Raw genomic sequence first — 15,789 nt, forward strand, 5'->3', positions numbered from 1 at the left:
ATACTAAAAACACCGCCTAAAAGACGATGTTTTGAATAGTTGGTTATATGTCGTAAAATAGATTCATTTTTATAAAACGGGATTACTTCTAGTAGATTTTTGTAATAAAAATTTAGAAAGGTAATGGGAGACGCCGTTTTCGTCACAGTTAAATTCCGTTACGTCATCGACAATTTCTTTAATATGATCCGGCGCGTTTTTCATCGCTACAGCATAGCTGGCAAACTGAAACATTGGTAAATCATTGTTGCTGTCGCCAATTGCTAGAATGTCTTGCTCGGGCAAATTAAAATGTTTTAACATTTGCTGAATTCCCGTTGCTTTATTTACGTTTGCCACCATCACTTCGACATTGTGTTTAGATGAAGTAGAAGTTGTAAAGTCTGTTTCTTGCTTGAGTTTTTCAAGCTCTTCTTTCCATTTATCGATATGCTCGTGCGTTCTTGCAAAGAAATAGAACTTTGAAAATTCACTTCCTTCTACGGAATCTTTCCAGTCAATTTCTTCTTTAATTGCTTGTTTACGAGAAAGCCATTCGTTAATTTCCACGCTGTCTGGCTTTGGCTCTTTAATTTCATTTTCAACATACGGCTGATCTTGTTTTAACGTCACGCGAGGTGTGCCATACGGGAAAAGCTCGTAGTATACCTTGTTCGCTCTTGCTTTTTCAATAATAGTTTCCACCAATTGAAGTGAAAGCGAATGCTGAAAGACTGATTCTTTTCCTACGTATCCTGCCATACCATTTGATGTGATAAATCCATCTACTTGAAAGCCTTCAGGAACTAACTCTTCTATTTCATCAAACGCTCTTCCCGTAGCAATAAAAACAAAAATTCCCTGTTTTCGTAATTCGTCAATGGTTTCTTTTGTTTGAATACTTACTTTGTTGGAGCGATTTAATATCGTACCGTCCATATCTAAAAAAATTGCTTTAGGTTTTAACAACATATTTATTCCCCCTATTTGTAAAAAGAGTGTACTTGGCAAGTATAAACTTTTCCATTTTCAAACTCAATGAATGTACTTTGCTTTTCTCTTTTATAAAGCTACTATAATACTCTCCTTACATCTAAAATTGTACAAGCGCTATAAAGAAAGAATTTTATATTTGCAATAAGCCTTTATATACTAATAGCTGGTTAGGCTAATTTGATATAAAACAGCATTCACAAAAACGAATTTTCCTTTTAGCCTTTAGAGTATCGTTCAAAAAAGATATAATAAGAGTGTTACAGATTAAATACATGCAGAGGAGGTCAACATGAACGAACCATCCAATTTTTCTCCTTACCTTATTAAACAAATCAGCGATGCGATCGATGACAATATCAAAGCAAAGTGTATAGACTTTTTATATGATTCTCATTCGTTTTTTTCGAATGAAAAAGATTTTATAGAAGACTACATTTTAAATATATTGCAAGATACGTTTGTTTTAGAGAATAAATTAATAAATCCTAAGGAAATACGAAACCCAGCCTACAAAAGAAGACAATCAAATAAGAAAAACTGGCTGCAAACATTAAAAAAAGATATTAAAGCAGAAAAGCCTAATCCTATTTTTGAAGACATTGAATTAGCCAAAAAAGTGATGGATAAAAAAGTAGATACCGAACACTTAAAAAAGCTGTTTGGCGTGGAAAAACCTGAAGATATTTTAAAGATAAAGTTAAAAGAAGTAGAGGCATGGGCTAAAAGCAAAAAAACAAACATTACCGATTTTCCTTATTTAGATTCAAAAATGAATTATCAAATAGAGAAAGCATTTCACACGGACTTTACTTTTTTAATTGCGGAAATCATCTTAGAAAAATACAATGGAAATTTAAGCAACTGGATTGATAAACGATTAAATTCGTGGGTAGAGGCGCCTATCTTCTCAAACGAAAGTCATTCTCTTAAAACCAATATGGAAGTTAAAACAAACTCCCAAGAAGTCGTTTTATATAATGACTATAAAGTTGATGAAGAATATTTCATTCGCACCATTATCCCTGTGAATGATAATCAAACGGTTCTTTCCAAACGAAATATGGTTTTAGACCCAAAAGATTCCCAAATTATCCAGTTTGCTCTTTCACAGCGCGACGAGATGTTTTATAAAGAAAAAACGGTGACTCTTGATTTAGCGGATATCGTGAAAGAAATTTATAATTCAAAAGGTGTAAAAAACTATGAAGCCGTTGAAGCCCGCATTATGAAAATTGCCAGGTATCACGTAGAAGGTGTAGCAAAGAAGAAAAATTCCAGAGATACAAAATTTGCGATCAACTTCTTTCAAAAGGCTGTTATTGAAACCGATGAAGTAACGGGCAGACGATATGCAACGATTGTATTTAGCGATGATACGCATCAAGGCTTTTTAAATCAGCAGTTTGTACAAATATACAGTGATGTTATTAAAAAGTTTAAAGATAACTCGCTGTCTTCTTTACTGCTTTATGCATTTCAAAAAGAGCGTTTAGACTGTTATTTACAAGAAAAGTCTTACACTCATTTTTACCCGTATCAATATTTTGCTTCAAAAGTTCGTTTTCGTTCAAAGAAAATTGATGTAAACCTAAAATTAATTAATGAATCTCTAGCAGAATTTGTTAGCAATCAAGTACTGATCCAAAGTTATCAGCAAAAACTTCAAGGATTTGAAATCTCTTTTATTCCTCTTCAAAATTATGAAATTCAAGACTATTTTGGAGGAGAACATAGAGAAACATTGGAAGGGTAAATCATTCCCTTCCTTTTTTATTTGACATTTTGCCATTTTCGTCTTTTTGATACAAAATCTCCCTCTATTTTCATTTCATAGTTTGGAAGTTTTGTCATTTTTAACGTACTACACAAAAGCTTTTGCCGTTTTTGACGTACTACTCCGCTTCTTTTGCCGTTTTCTGCGTATTAATTACTGTCTTTTGCTGTTTTTGACGTACTACTTTGCTTCTTTTGCTGTTTTTGACGTACTAAATTCATTTTATTTACTCGTCATCACTTATTAATTGTTAATTATTCTCTTTTTTTCGTAAAACAATCCTACCTTTTGCCATTTTTGACGTACTCCTTCACTACTTTTGCCGTTTTCTGCGTACTAAACATTGCTTTTCCCTTTGTTATGTCCTTTTCAAACCCTATTTTTTATTTTTTTCGCAGCATATATAAAGCTTTTGCCATTTTTGACGTACCAAACGATATCTTTTGCTGTTTTTAGCGTACTACCAGGTCGTTTTTGACGTTTTTCACGTACTAAAAATAGCTTTTGCCATTTTTGACGTACTATTGAAATTCATTGTGTTATTTACAGCGATCAGAGAAGTGATTTTTTTCCCTTTTTTTAGGTGAATCGAGATCACTTTTGCTGTTTTTGGCGTACCACTCTTCACTTTTGCTATTTTCGGCGTACTATATTGAGCCTTTTGCCGTTTTTTACGTACTAAAACGCATAAAGTTTTTTTTGATTTTTACTGATCGTAACAAACACTGTTCTACCGGCGCTTGCTTGCTTTTGCCGTTTTTGTCGTACTAAAAAACCTATACGCTGAATCCCTTGCTATGACAGCATTCTTTGAGCCTTTTGCCGTTTTTCGCGTACTACTCGTTCGTTTGCGATTCTGTTTCTTATTGATATAATTTTCACAAGGTATTCTTTGTTATTTTACCCTAATAAATTATTGTTGATATGAAATAGATTGGAGGGATTCTCATGATAAAAAAAGAATTTGCGAAAATTGGAAAACAAATTATTCGCCAATTGTCTAGCACCGTAGAAAAATATAAAGATATTGAAGATCACATGGACCTAGACGCTCATGGGAACCCTACAATCAAAACAGTGGCAGAACATCACCGTTTATCTAAATCTCAAATTTCACAATTAATTTTTTATCACTTCCTTCACGTTGATGAAAGAGGTATTATTTGTGATGTTTCTGAAAAAGAGATTGCAGCCGCTTTGAATTGTACAGTTCGAACAGTTCGCAACAACAATGTAGTATTAGCAGAAACAGAATTAATTTCCTATTCTCGCAGCGGCAAAGGAATCAATATTTGTATTGTTCCCTACCCTCAATATTTTGAAGAACACGGCTTTGGGTTTATGGAATTAGAATATACTCGCTTTGAAGAACTTATTCTAATTGAAAACGTAAATGCCCTTCGCTTAGAGCTGCGCAAAGAATTGGTTTATGACAACGATACGATTAAGCGTCAGTTTAATCCTGGAGAAAACACTTCAAAAATTAGCTTTAATGACTATAAAATTTTTACGCCGAAATATACTCACTACAAGGGTATGATGCAAAAAATAGCTGAAACGCAGGCGAGCGCATTTAAAACCGTTGTCCAAGGATCTACTATTTTCTTTGTTTTAAAAGACGGAGCTAAAAATGGCAAGATGTCAAAACAAGAAAAGAGAGATCAATACGATGCGGCGATTCGACGTACTATTGAAGAGACTTTTGTAAAATTATCTGGACACAGCACAGATTCTACAGGAATTGTTATGTCTTCATTCCAAAACGAAGACATCGCTGATTTGGTTCAGCTTTCTTTTGAATATGGTATTGAACGAGTGAAGTCTGCCCTTTATACATTGATTGAACAGGCCTTCTTCAGCCATGATGCTCAAGTCGTTGAAAATTACGGTGGGAAAATCCGTACGCTCATTCGAAAAGAGCTTTCAAAAAATCTTCAAGATCAAGTCCCTGCCGAACTTACAGCTTCATAAGGGGCTTCTTTGGCATGCCTTTTTTTATTTTCTATCCCTTCTCCTCTCTTTTTGATACAAATAGTACAAACAAACACCCATTTTTTCAGCTCTCCAATTCCATTATCCTATCCATATAAACGTAATGAGTTTAAATAAATGATATTTCTTGTGTATAACTATGGAATATTACTAAAAAAACATCTTCATACTTATCCACAAAAGAAAGAAAACATATTCAATGACTGTTATATCATCCTCTTTATTAATAAAAACATCCCTTTTATTTTTTTATTAACGATAATTTCCAGGTTATTTACTCTTTAACATAACTACTTTTATCCACAGTGGAAATAATTCATACTTTTAACAGCAATCTTCATTCTATTGATTTTAAAATCCATCTATTGTAGAAGAAAAAACATAGTAAATAAACTAGATTCCATATCTACTACGATAAAAAACATCCTTTAGCCAAAGGATGCTGTTCACAAAAAAGGGCTATTTTCCACACAGTTATTTATTGAAAAGCTATTTTCTTTCTAACCCTTGATATCATTAGGTTTTTAGAGGATTTTTCTTTCTTTAATATCTGTATATAATGTTTGCTAATAAGATCTATACTAATCTCTGCTATAAGATTTTATTTAATATTTGTATAAAGAAATGTTTTAAAAATATCTATACCTGAGGATTTTCACTTTTTCTAAATTAAGGAGTTTTCATTACATATACCAAATACAAATAAATTAAAATAAAACAATAGTTCAAACGCCTCTTAATAAATTCTAGTAGTATATTTTTTAAAATAAATTATACTATTCAGTAGAGAAAAATTTATAAAGCAAGAAAGGGACTTAGTCATGAAATACATACAGTGGGTACAGCAAACTTTATTTAATACCGGTAGGTGGATTGACATTAGTGAAGTAATCATAAAGATTATCCTCATTTTTATCATTGCTCAAATTGTCATCCGGTTTGCTCGCAGTGTCATTAATAAAATCTTTGATTTCAGATTTAAAACTAAACTGCTGAGGTACAACGAACGAAAAGAAATAACGCTGAAAAAACTTTGTCTGAGCATTGTCATGTACGTTGTGTATTTTATTGCACTTATTACGTCTTTAGAGGCAATCGGAATTAATATGAAAGCACTTTTAGCTGGTATTAGCGTAGCAGGGTTTATTACAGGCTTAGGTGCACAGAATTTGATTAAAGATATTTTAAATGGGTTTTTTATTCTATTTGAAGATCAATTCTCAGTAGGAGATCACGTATCTATAAATGATACGAAAGGAACTGTTGAAGAAATTGGATTGCGCACGACAAAAATTCGCGGAGTCGACGGAGAGTTTTATTTTTTTGCTAATAGTAACATTACAAAAGTAGCGAACTACACGCTCGGTGAAATCCCCGAAATACATACACCTGAACAAATAAAAACTCGTGAAGAATAGCTTCACGAGTTTTTATTTACGACCGTTGTAAAGAATTGATCATATGATGTAAGGTGATAATCTGCTTCAATATCGTTATTTTGAAATGCACATGTTTTAATTCCCAGTTCACGGGCAGGTTTTAAGTCGAGTTCGCGATCCCCAATTACTAAATCGAGCTGATACTTATCGTGAAGATAGGCATAAGCTCCGCTATCAGGCTTTCGTTTGTAGCCATCATCCTTTGTAATAATCTCTGTGAAGTAGTGCTTCATATTAAAAAATGCCAGGATATCAAGCGTAGATTGTCTAGACTTGTGCGTAACAATTACATTTGTATCCGCAAAGCTCAGTACGTCTTCTACGTGAGAAAAAGCAGGCTTATCTTTAGGATTGATTTTTTGTTCGAGCACATGGAAGTGTTTATCAAACAAAGACTTTTCAATATCAAAATGCTTGATTGCTACGTCAGAAGATATTTTCATTTGTTTTAAAATATCATCTTCTGAAATCGTTTGATCTGTTAGTAATTCTTTGAATGCTTTCACGATAGTCGGATAGGTATCAAAGATGGTTCCATCAAAGTCCCATAAAATATTCATTTTCGCTGTCTCTCCTTTTTAAAAACGTAACGATTATACCAAATGATTCACTGCTTGTCAGTGAATCATTTTGTCGTCGTTGCATTTAAAGTAAAAAAACTCGTATAAAACGAGTTTTTTTACTTTATTAGCTGCTGCTGCACCCGCTCCCGCAGCTAGAGCTTGAACAGCTTGAGCTGCTGCAGTTTGAACTCGAACAGCTGCTGCCGCTGTCATGATGGTGATGACCTCCATCGTTGTGGTGATGGTGGCGGTTATCTTCCCAGGGGCTTGAACAGCTATACCCACTGTAAGAGGCTGTCTCTCCCGCATACATCGTCTTTTTATATAGCAACAGTTCATTCATATGGCTTGAAAAGTTGGTGGCTTTGTAGAGAGAATAAAAAACAAAGCCTTGAAGAAGAAGTTCGTTTGATACATTTCCTTTTTTAGCCGCTTTTTTAAAATAAGTTGATCCGCCCGTTTTTTTTCTTTTTCGTGCAGCAGTGACTTCTTCTTTTAATGTTTGAATCAAATGCCTCTGTTGTGTTTCCCATTTGCCGTTTCTTAAGAAATAGCGATCTAGTAATTCATCTTCTGATAACCTTTGAAAATCTTGAAGCGTACTTTTATCAAGCGGATGCTGAAAAAATTTCCCCCAAAGCAGTCGGCTGTTACCCGTTATGTCAAACAAATGAGCATACATCCAATCGAAGAACGCTCGCTTATCGGGCTGTGGGGATGGAGCTGTTTCTACATTTGGCTGGTGATGCAAAAAGCGGTTGAAAAAGTGTTCTGTAAAACGCTCATAATCTACTGTAAACATAATCATTTCATGCCATACTTCATCCACTTTTGCACTAAACATCGGTACGTCTTTGATGACTGCATTTAATAAAAAGTAGCGCTTCATCTCAAAAAACGTCCATTCCACTTCATCGTCTTTTGTATTTTTTCCTTTCATGCGCTGTTTCACTTGCTGAACATAGGCTGCCGGTAAAGAATCTTCTAGTGAATGAACAATATCTTCAAAGCCATTATCTTTATGTATTCCGAGCTCATCTGGAAGCTCCTCTTTATACAAGCGAAATCTTCTCGACTTTGCAACCCCTTTAATAATCAAAACTAAAAGAATTACCGCTCCTACTATAATTGCTGCTATCATCTTCTTCCCCCTGTATCGTATCTATATATTCAATATTTTACCACATTCGTAAAACACAAAAAAAGAGCTCAATTAACTTGAGCTCTCGTCATCATCGGGTATCTCGTCTACCTTTTCTACTTTGACTAGACCTTTCGTGCTATATTCAAGATCAAAGTATGCTTTAACGATATCCCCTTTTTTCAAATTACTTGGAATCGGTTCATTTAAATTTTTATCGGAAAATTTAATGCCCGTTCCTTCTTTTGTTGTTCCGCTGTATGTACCATTTTCGATTTTTTCAATAGTAATATAATACACTCGATATTTGTGCGCTTCCTCGTCGCCTTTCGCTTTTTCTTTAACGGTTTCTTGTTCAGGAAGCTTACTCAGTGTTTCTTGGGCCTGTCCAGAAGTCGGCTCTGCTGATCGATTTATGAATTGCATCACAACTAACACTAAACATATAACTACTAAAACTAATAATAATATCTTTTTTGCTGATAAAGACAATGAACTGTGCCTCCTTACACCTTTATGTATATCATGCTGCACACAAGAGATTATACACGATAAAGGATTAGAAATTGGAATAAATTCTATAAAAATAGTAAAAATATGAGAAAGTACCTAGAATTTTTTACGCTTTTCTGCACTTTTTTGAGATAGAAAAGAAATTTGGTACCTTATCCTTAAATTGTAACTGATTCACTTCATTTTCGGAAAGAGTTTTGCCCATTTTGTCGTAAAAAAGTCATAATAAGAAGGAATATCAAACCATATTGTCGAACGTATGTATATACTTATAATGAACTGCCGAACTGCTTTTCTCTATCCTCATTGTTGAGGCAATATGGCAACTGAAACAGCTTGCTGTTAAATTCAGATTACACATCTATACTCAGGAGGTGGAATGCAAAATGATGTTTGCACTTATTGTTGTGGTTGGTATCGTAGCACTTGGCGTAGCTAGCTTCTACGTCATTAAGCGACCTCAAGGCGCTGTTGATCCTGAGGATCGCAAACCGCTTGTTTCTGTAAACGGGCATGTTAAATTTGCAGAAGGAATTAATCAAATTTCCATATCTAAAATTGACATGTACGATCAGCGTCTTGTTATCAATCAAGTAGCTATTATTCCATTTAACCGTATTCAACGAGCAGAATTTTCAAAGGTTGTCAAAAATGAAAAAGGCCTTCACGGAGCTCCTGTTCAACGCTATTTCGGTGAGTTAACCATTCATTTCACAGACAAGAACGGGCAAGAAACCTACATTCGCTGTGAAACACCGAAAAAAAATCAATTTCACCTCATCTACCAGTACGATTTAATGAAAAGACAATTAAATAAGCGTCTTGGTCTTGAAGATCAGCAGCCTTACCTTACTCTCCAAGAACCATACGAACTATAAGAAAAAACCTCCCTTTTTCACATATTATTTCACTTCCCTGTACATACTAGAAGCGAAACTGAAAATGGGAGGTCATTCCAATGGATTTCGTCCGTTTTTTGCAATATTTTTGTTCAATCGCCGGCGCTCTATGCTTAGGGTTTACTTACTATCACATGTTCAAGCGTGACGCTCCGGTAAAAAAAGAAGAATCACAGCAAGGTGGAACTGAGTGAAGTTCGCCTGCCGTGATTCTTCTTTTTATTTATATATTATTTATTTTTAGCCCAACAATAATTTTTGGTAAGTACATTTTTAATAATATTCCGTAGCATACAAATAGAATTGTAGGAATAATAATGAATTTTGAAAAAATTAAAAATGCAGTAATAGACAAAGTTATAAAAATAATAAGAAAAATAACTAAGTGTTTCATGCTAGACACCTTTTGGTTATTAATAATATCAGCGATACCAACTAATATCATTAAGAAACATATGTAATCTATTACACCTTGTATCAAATAATATTGTTTGACAACAGATTCAACAGTTGACATAGCAGACGTGAGATATAATAGCATAAATGAAACCACTACAGTTAATAAAGTCAACAGGAAAGGTATAAGCACAGGTGAAAGCATTGTTCTAAATAAGTGACCAAATGACCGAGATATACTTCTTTCACTTAAATAAGAGAAAGCATTAGGTTGGTTATATTTAAGGTTATTTCTCTCTGCACTCAATCTTTCGACGAATTCCTCGACTTTTTTCTTTTCTATTCCAGTACTAAAGCTTCCAACCTCCTTACTTAGATCATAAGATAAATACGGATAAGCAGCCTTTAAATTCTCTTCTAATTGACTAAACTCTACTTCATTTATTAAGAATCTATTTAGTGCATACTCCAATTCTAGTAAAATTGTTAATACCTCACTGTACTTTTCTCTTTTATAGTTTTCACTATTTAGTAATTGAGTTCTGAACTCTTTGTACAACCATGTTCCAATTAATGCTATTAATAAATAAGTAATTAATTGCACATAATTTTTGCCAAATAATTGGTCTACACTATTTAAAACAATTTTTACTAATTCATTCATTTAACGTATTACTCTCCTCTTTACATTAAAAAAACTTATAGCCACTTCTATAAATCGAGAAGTGGCTAATTCATTTATTACCTTGATTATTGTAGAGACTTCATAGATTAAACTGTTTATTAAAACGCCCAGTTCCCTTTTCTAAACACAGGCTCGTTTGTACCGTCAGCTTTGATGCCATCGATATCCATTTCAGCTGAGCCAATCATGAAGTCAACGTGGGTGATGCTGTCGTTTGCTCCGTTTTGTGATAGCTCTTCTTTAGACATCGTTTTTCCGCCTTCTAAACAGAAGGAATACGAGCTGCCGATGGCTAAATGGTTGGATGCATTTTCGTCAAACAGCGTGTTATAGAAAATGATGTTTGACTGAGAGATTGGCGATTGATGCGGTACTAAGGCTACTTCTCCTAAGTATTTGGCACCTTCATCTGTTTCAATTAGGTGCTTTAACGTTTCTTCGCCTTCTTCTGCTTTTACATCCACAATTTTTCCGTTTTCAAATGTTAGCGTGAAGTTTTCAATTAAGTTTCCTGCGTAGCTAAGCGGTTTTGTGCTTGTTACTTGACCATTTACGCCGTCTTTTTTTGGAAGTGTAAATACTTCTTCTGTTGGCATATTGGCCATGAACGAGTTACCCTCTTCATTAACACTGCCTGCGCCCACCCAAATATGTTTGTCAGGAAGTTCAATTGTTAAATCTGTTCCTGGCGCTTTATAGTGAAGCTTAGAAAATCTCTTTTCATTTAAAATGTCTACTTTTGTATGTAATGAAGCATTATGCTCTTCCCATGCGGCCAATGGATCTTCTTGGTCTACGCGCACAGATTTAAAAATAGCTTCCCATAGTTTTTCTTGCTGCTGTTCTTCTGGAACGTCAGGAAATACTTTAGCTGCCCAGTCTTTTGAAGGAACAGCTACGATGGACCAGCTGATTTTATCAGATTGGATCGCTTCACGGAATTTTTTCATTGCTTTTCCGCTTACTTTTTGGAACGCAGCAATACGTTTGCCGTCTACTCCTTTTAATAAGTCAGGACCGCTTGAAATTACAGATAAAACAGCGCCTCCGTTTTTCACAAGCTCTTCTCTTGCCTGAGCTTTCCAAGCAGGAAATTCATTAAATACAGATTCATCCGCTTTTTCATATTTCAAACGAACTAAATGATCGTCATGCCAGTCTACATCAACAGACTTTGCTCCGGCTTCGTACGCTTTTTTCGCAATTTCACGAACAAAATCAGCGGAAGAAATATCAGCATTAATGTTTAATACTTGCCCTTTTTGAATGTTTACACCGACTTTTACAGCTAGCTCGGCGTACTTTTCAATATTGCGCTCAAACTGTTCCATAATTTATCTCCTTTACGTATATATTCTAACAACTTTATTGTATCATGAATAAAACATCAATTAAAAATCCTAGCCTATAGTTTACATAATATAATTACGTTATTTTACAGATTATTATATAGAAAAAGTTTGTTCTTTAAGAATCAGAACAAACTTTTGTCTTTCACAGATTCCGTTTTGTAGCCGAGCCGCTCCGAAATGTTCTTGCCTATATCAACCATGCGTTCTTGAAGGTACGTTAATCGCTCATTGGTCATACGCATCGTAGCACCGGAAATGCTGACTGCAGCAACGACTTGACCAAGGTGATCAAAAATAGGGGCTGCGATGCAAGTAATTCCGTATTCATTTTCTTCTAAATCCAGCGCATATCCCTTTTGCTTCACTTCTGAAAGTTCCCGGAGAAAGCTTTCTTCATCTGTAATAGTGTGATCGGTATGCGCTGGTAAGCCTTTTCTTTCAAGAATGCTTGTTACCGTATTAAGCGGTAAAAAAGCTAGAATAGCTTTACCGACAGACGTACAGTGCATAGGCGCTCTTTTCCCCACTTTTGAGTGCATGCGCAGCGTCTGATTTCCTTCTAGCTTTTCAATATACACTACTTCACCTTGATCGTAGACAACAAGATGAATAACTTCATTTGTTTCACTTTCAAGTTCTTGCAAAAACGGCTTTGCTTCTGTCCGTAAATCAATCGAATCTAAAAGCTTTGAACTTACTTCTAAAAACTTATACCCAAGCTTGTACCGACCGCTTTCTTGATCTTGTTCAATATAGCCATACTGAGCAAGAGTAGTTAGAATACGGTATACGGAGCTTTTATTAATGTCCATTTGCTTTGCAATTTCTGTAACTCCTACCCCTTCTCTTTCCATGCTGACGATTGTGACAATATCCAATGCCCGGCTTACAGACTTCACCATATTTTCTCTCTCCATTTTTCCTCTCTCCTCTATGTGTCATTTTACTGCCGGGCATTTTTTTATCACTTTTATACGTTTACACGTTCTTTCTCTGCAACAAATGGATTTTGGAGAGTTCCAATTTCTCGGATGGTGCATTCAATAACATCGTTTGCGGTCACAAGTTCCGCGCCGACCGGACTTCCTGTTAAAACCACATCTCCCGGCTTAAGGGTCATAACAGTAGATAGGTAAGCGATTATTTCTCCAACAGAAATAATCATTAAATCTGTCGAGCTGTTTTGTTTTTCAACACCATTTAAAAACGCTTTTACGTGAATGGACTTAAAATCAAGCTCTGTTTCGATTACGGGTCCAAGAGGCGTAAATGAATCAAAGGATTTTCCAATGGTCCAGTGCCCGTCTTCATGAAAATAATCCGGAGCCGTCACATCGTTTCCAATTGTATACCCAAATATATAATCCAGTACGTCTTCTTTTGCGATGTTCTTTGCTTCTTTTCCAATAACAACTGCAAGCTCAGATTCAAACTTAACGTGCTTAATAGCAGTTGGAATAACAATGTCTTCGTTTGGGCCAATCACAGAAGATGTGGGCTTAAAAAAGAAGACAGGAATAGAAGGCATTTCCTTTGGAAGCTCCGATTTTGCAGCTGCATAATTTGCGCCTATTCCAATAATTTGATTCGGCTCTAAAGGAGCCAAAAGCTTTACTTCATTTACTAAAAAAGTCTGTCCTGTATAGTTCCATTTCTCAAATATATTTCCTTCAATAACGCTGATCGTATCCTCTTTTAGTACACCTGTATGACGGCTATCTTGTACAGCGAACCTTACAAATTTCATGACATAGCTCCTTTTCCCATTTGCTTTGTTTTAATAAGGATCATAGGTAGTCAGGTTCTTAAGATGTAAGTACAGCCTGCCATTTCTATGCTGACAGGCCGTTTTTTTTACTGTTTTATAGCTGCTTTTGCCTTTGCTTCGATACGGCGGCGGTGTAAAATGGGCTCCGTATAGCCGTTTGGCTGATCATAGCCTTGAAATACTAAATCGCAGGCTGCCTGAAAAGCAATGGATGTGCTGTAGTTCGATGACATTGGCTGATACATAGGATCATTTTCATTTTGTTGATCCACTACTTTTGCCATTCGCTTTAGCGTTTCCGTTACTTGTTCTTTTGTACAAATTCCATGATGAAGCCAGTTGGCTACGTGCTGACTGGAAATACGAAGCGTTGCCCGGTCTTCCATTAATCCTACATTATTAATATCCGGTACTTTTGAGCACCCTACTCCTTGGTCGACCCATCTTACTACATAACCAAGTATTCCTTGAGCGTTGTTGTCTAGCTCCTGCTGGATTTCATCTTTGCTCCAATTTGGTTTTTCGGCCACAGGAATTTGCAAAATGTCATCTTGTAAATCAGTGGACTTAGTAAGCAATTCGTTTTGAACATCTCTTACATCAATTTGATGATAGTGAAGAGCATGAAGCGTTGCTGCGGTTGGTGAAGGCACCCATGCCGTATTCGCTCCTGCTTTTAAATGCCCCACTTTTTGTTTCAGCATTTCGGCCATCATATCCGGCATTGCCCACATTCCTTTTCCGATTTGAGCGCGGCCTTGGAACCCGCTTGCTAACCCTACATTTACATTAGACTGCTCGTAGCCTTGAAGCCATTTAGACGCCTTCATATCATTTTTACGAATAACAGCGCCTGCTTCCATAGAAGTGTGAATTTCGTCACCTGTTCGATCCAAGAATCCAGTATTAATAAACGCCACTCGGTCTTTTACTTCTTTGATGCACGCTTTTAGATTAAGCGTTGTGCGGCGCTCTTCATCCATTACGCCGATTTTAATCGTATGGCGCTCAAGCCCTAGCATATCTTCAATTGAATTAAATAACGTGTTGGCAAAAGCTACTTCTTTGGAGCCGTGCATTTTCGGTTTAACGATATAGATAGAGCTCTTTTTAGAATTTTGATACGTACCGTTTTTAAGCAAGGTGTGTTTGGCAATTAAACTAGTAATCACGCTGTCTAAAATACCTTCATAGATTTCTCTTCCATTTTGATCCAAAACAGCGCTGTTTGTCATTAAATGCCCGACGTTTCGAACAAACATAAGCGAACGGCCAGACAGTGAAATCTTTTCCTTGTGGGGAGAAATATAGGTACGGTCTGGATTTAAACGCCTTGTCATGTTTTGACTTCCTTTTTTAAAAGTAGACGTCAAATCACCTTTCATTAATCCCAGCCAGTTGCGGTAAACGTCTACTTTGTCTTCTGCGTCTACTGCCGCTACTGAATCTTCACAGTCCATAATCGTCGTAAGAGCTGCTTCCATTAAAATATCTTTTACACCCGCATCGTCTGTTTTACCAATCGAATCCGTACGATCAATTTGAACTTCAAAATGCAGGCCGTTGTTTTTGAATAAAAGAGCATCAGGGCTTTCTTCTTCTCCTTGATACCCTACAAATTTCTCTTCTTCCTGTAACTCTGTTAAACTGCCATCGTTTAATTGAGCAACAAGCTTTCCATTTTTAAGGCTGTATTGAACCACTTCCGCATGAGAAGACTGAACGAGCGGAATAACTTCATCAAGAAAATTCTTTGCAAACGCAATAACTTTTTCTCCTCGAATTGGATTATAAGAACTCGTGCGCGAAGCTCCATTTTCTTCACTGATTGCATCAGTGCCGTAAAGTGCATCATAGAGACTACCCCAGCGTGCATTAGCAGCGTTAATAGCATACCGAGCGTTATTCACTGGTACCACAAGCTGTGGTCCCGCTTGATAGGCAATTTCGCTGTCTACTCCTTCTGTACCAATAAGAAAATCTTCTGCCTTGTCTTCTAAATAGCCAATTCTCGTTAAAAACGATTTGTATTCGTTAAAGTCACCGTCAGGATTTTCTTGGTGCCATGCATTAATTTGAGCTTGAAGCTGATCACGCTTTTCTAACAAACGTTTATTTACGGGTGTTAACTCAGTTACTAACGCTTCAAAATCAGACCAAAAATTTTCTGTACTTAGGCCGCTGCCCGGGAGAGCTTCCTCATTAATAAATTGATAGAGAACTGGAGCTACTTTCAGATTTCCAACTTGTTTGTAGTTTGTCACCGTCTGTTTCCTCCTCTTACTTCTTTAC

The 15,789-nt window shown here is 35.9% G+C and carries 14 protein-coding genes; 5 read left to right on the top strand and 9 right to left on the bottom strand.

Annotated features, from left to right (window positions below):
- Positions 1-69 precede the first annotated feature (69 nt).
- Complete coding sequence (locus LJY09_RS14340) at positions 70-951, bottom strand: HAD family hydrolase (protein ID WP_028412906.1); 882 nt, start codon at positions 949-951, stop codon at positions 70-72.
- Positions 952-1,264: 313 nt separating this feature from the next.
- Here LJY09_RS14340 and LJY09_RS14345 point away from each other — a divergent pair, with 313 nt between their 5' ends.
- From LJY09_RS14345 to LJY09_RS14355, 3 genes are all read left to right on the top strand, one after another.
- Positions 1,265-2,728, top strand: coding sequence for a hypothetical protein (locus tag LJY09_RS14345; RefSeq protein WP_013083667.1), 1,464 nt, complete (start codon positions 1,265-1,267; stop codon positions 2,726-2,728).
- 969 nt (positions 2,729-3,697) lie between these two features.
- Positions 3,698-4,720, top strand: coding sequence for a hypothetical protein (locus LJY09_RS14350; RefSeq protein WP_033579375.1), 1,023 nt, complete (start codon positions 3,698-3,700; stop codon positions 4,718-4,720).
- 842 nt (positions 4,721-5,562) lie between these two features.
- Positions 5,563-6,159, top strand: a complete 597-nt coding sequence (locus tag LJY09_RS14355) for a mechanosensitive ion channel family protein (protein WP_028412904.1) — start codon at positions 5,563-5,565, stop codon at positions 6,157-6,159.
- Between the two features lie 2 nt (positions 6,160-6,161).
- Here LJY09_RS14355 and LJY09_RS14360 read toward each other — a convergent pair whose 3' ends face one another.
- The 3 genes from LJY09_RS14360 to LJY09_RS14370 all read right to left on the bottom strand — a co-directional run bounded on the left by LJY09_RS14360 (position 6,162) and on the right by LJY09_RS14370 (position 8,376).
- Entirely contained in the window at positions 6,162-6,740 is a 579-nt protein-coding gene (locus tag LJY09_RS14360) for an HAD-IA family hydrolase (RefSeq protein ID WP_028412903.1), read from the bottom strand.
- 127 nt (positions 6,741-6,867) lie between these two features.
- Positions 6,868-7,884, bottom strand: coding sequence for a glycine-rich domain-containing protein (locus LJY09_RS14365; RefSeq protein WP_228307264.1), 1,017 nt, complete (start codon positions 7,882-7,884; stop codon positions 6,868-6,870).
- Positions 7,885-7,956: 72 nt separating this feature from the next.
- Positions 7,957-8,376, bottom strand: coding sequence for a hypothetical protein (locus LJY09_RS14370; protein ID WP_028412901.1), 420 nt, complete (start codon positions 8,374-8,376; stop codon positions 7,957-7,959).
- A gap of 407 nt (positions 8,377-8,783) precedes the next feature.
- Between LJY09_RS14370 and LJY09_RS14375 the strand changes: the two genes are divergently transcribed.
- The gene (locus LJY09_RS14375; RefSeq protein WP_028409022.1) at positions 8,784-9,275 is read left to right on the top strand and encodes a hypothetical protein; all 492 of its coding nucleotides are present in this window, start codon (positions 8,784-8,786) and stop codon (positions 9,273-9,275) included.
- An 80-nt stretch (positions 9,276-9,355) separates the two neighbouring features.
- The gene (locus LJY09_RS27665) at positions 9,356-9,490 is read left to right on the top strand and encodes a hypothetical protein (RefSeq protein ID WP_014459590.1); all 135 of its coding nucleotides are present in this window, start codon (positions 9,356-9,358) and stop codon (positions 9,488-9,490) included.
- 29 nt (positions 9,491-9,519) lie between these two features.
- Here LJY09_RS27665 and LJY09_RS14380 read toward each other — a convergent pair whose 3' ends face one another.
- The 5 genes from LJY09_RS14380 to LJY09_RS14400 all read right to left on the bottom strand — a co-directional run bounded on the left by LJY09_RS14380 (position 9,520) and on the right by LJY09_RS14400 (position 15,761).
- Entirely contained in the window at positions 9,520-10,356 is an 837-nt protein-coding gene (locus LJY09_RS14380; RefSeq protein WP_228307265.1) for a hypothetical protein, read from the bottom strand.
- Between the two features lie 119 nt (positions 10,357-10,475).
- On the bottom strand, positions 10,476-11,708 hold the full coding sequence (locus LJY09_RS14385) for an aminopeptidase (protein WP_228307266.1): 1,233 nt from the start codon (positions 11,706-11,708) through the stop codon (positions 10,476-10,478).
- Between the two features lie 143 nt (positions 11,709-11,851).
- Entirely contained in the window at positions 11,852-12,646 is a 795-nt protein-coding gene (locus tag LJY09_RS14390) for an IclR family transcriptional regulator (protein WP_034268928.1), read from the bottom strand.
- Positions 12,647-12,699: 53 nt separating this feature from the next.
- Complete coding sequence (locus LJY09_RS14395; protein WP_228307267.1) at positions 12,700-13,476, bottom strand: fumarylacetoacetate hydrolase family protein; 777 nt, start codon at positions 13,474-13,476, stop codon at positions 12,700-12,702.
- A 107-nt stretch (positions 13,477-13,583) separates the two neighbouring features.
- The gene (locus LJY09_RS14400; protein WP_228307268.1) at positions 13,584-15,761 is read right to left on the bottom strand and encodes a malate synthase G; all 2,178 of its coding nucleotides are present in this window, start codon (positions 15,759-15,761) and stop codon (positions 13,584-13,586) included.
- Positions 15,762-15,789: the final 28 nt, after the last annotated feature.

This window comes from Priestia sp. J2, from assembly GCF_020790095.1.
Classification (GTDB): Bacteria; Bacillota; Bacilli; order Bacillales; family Bacillaceae_H; genus Priestia; species Priestia zanthoxyli.

Bases quoted from the DNA above. Each gene is read 5' to 3' on its own strand.
- LJY09_RS14340 (WP_028412906.1), bottom strand. From the start codon at position 951: ATGTTGTTAAAACCTAAAGCAATTTTTTTAGATATGGACGGTACGATA.
- LJY09_RS14345 (WP_013083667.1), top strand. From the start codon at position 1,265: ATGAACGAACCATCCAATTTTTCTCCTTACCTTATTAAACAAATCAGC.
- LJY09_RS14350 (WP_033579375.1), top strand. From the start codon at position 3,698: ATGATAAAAAAAGAATTTGCGAAAATTGGAAAACAAATTATTCGCCAA.
- LJY09_RS14355 (WP_028412904.1), top strand. From the start codon at position 5,563: ATGAAATACATACAGTGGGTACAGCAAACTTTATTTAATACCGGTAGG.
- LJY09_RS14360 (WP_028412903.1), bottom strand. From the start codon at position 6,740: ATGAATATTTTATGGGACTTTGATGGAACCATCTTTGATACCTATCCG.
- LJY09_RS14365 (WP_228307264.1), bottom strand. From the start codon at position 7,884: ATGATAGCAGCAATTATAGTAGGAGCGGTAATTCTTTTAGTTTTGATT.
- LJY09_RS14375 (WP_028409022.1), top strand. From the start codon at position 8,784: ATGATGTTTGCACTTATTGTTGTGGTTGGTATCGTAGCACTTGGCGTA.
- LJY09_RS27665 (WP_014459590.1), top strand. From the start codon at position 9,356: ATGGATTTCGTCCGTTTTTTGCAATATTTTTGTTCAATCGCCGGCGCT.
- LJY09_RS14380 (WP_228307265.1), bottom strand. From the start codon at position 10,356: ATGAATGAATTAGTAAAAATTGTTTTAAATAGTGTAGACCAATTATTT.
- LJY09_RS14385 (WP_228307266.1), bottom strand. From the start codon at position 11,708: ATGGAACAGTTTGAGCGCAATATTGAAAAGTACGCCGAGCTAGCTGTA.
- LJY09_RS14390 (WP_034268928.1), bottom strand. From the start codon at position 12,646: ATGGAGAGAGAAAATATGGTGAAGTCTGTAAGCCGGGCATTGGATATT.
- LJY09_RS14395 (WP_228307267.1), bottom strand. From the start codon at position 13,476: ATGAAATTTGTAAGGTTCGCTGTACAAGATAGCCGTCATACAGGTGTA.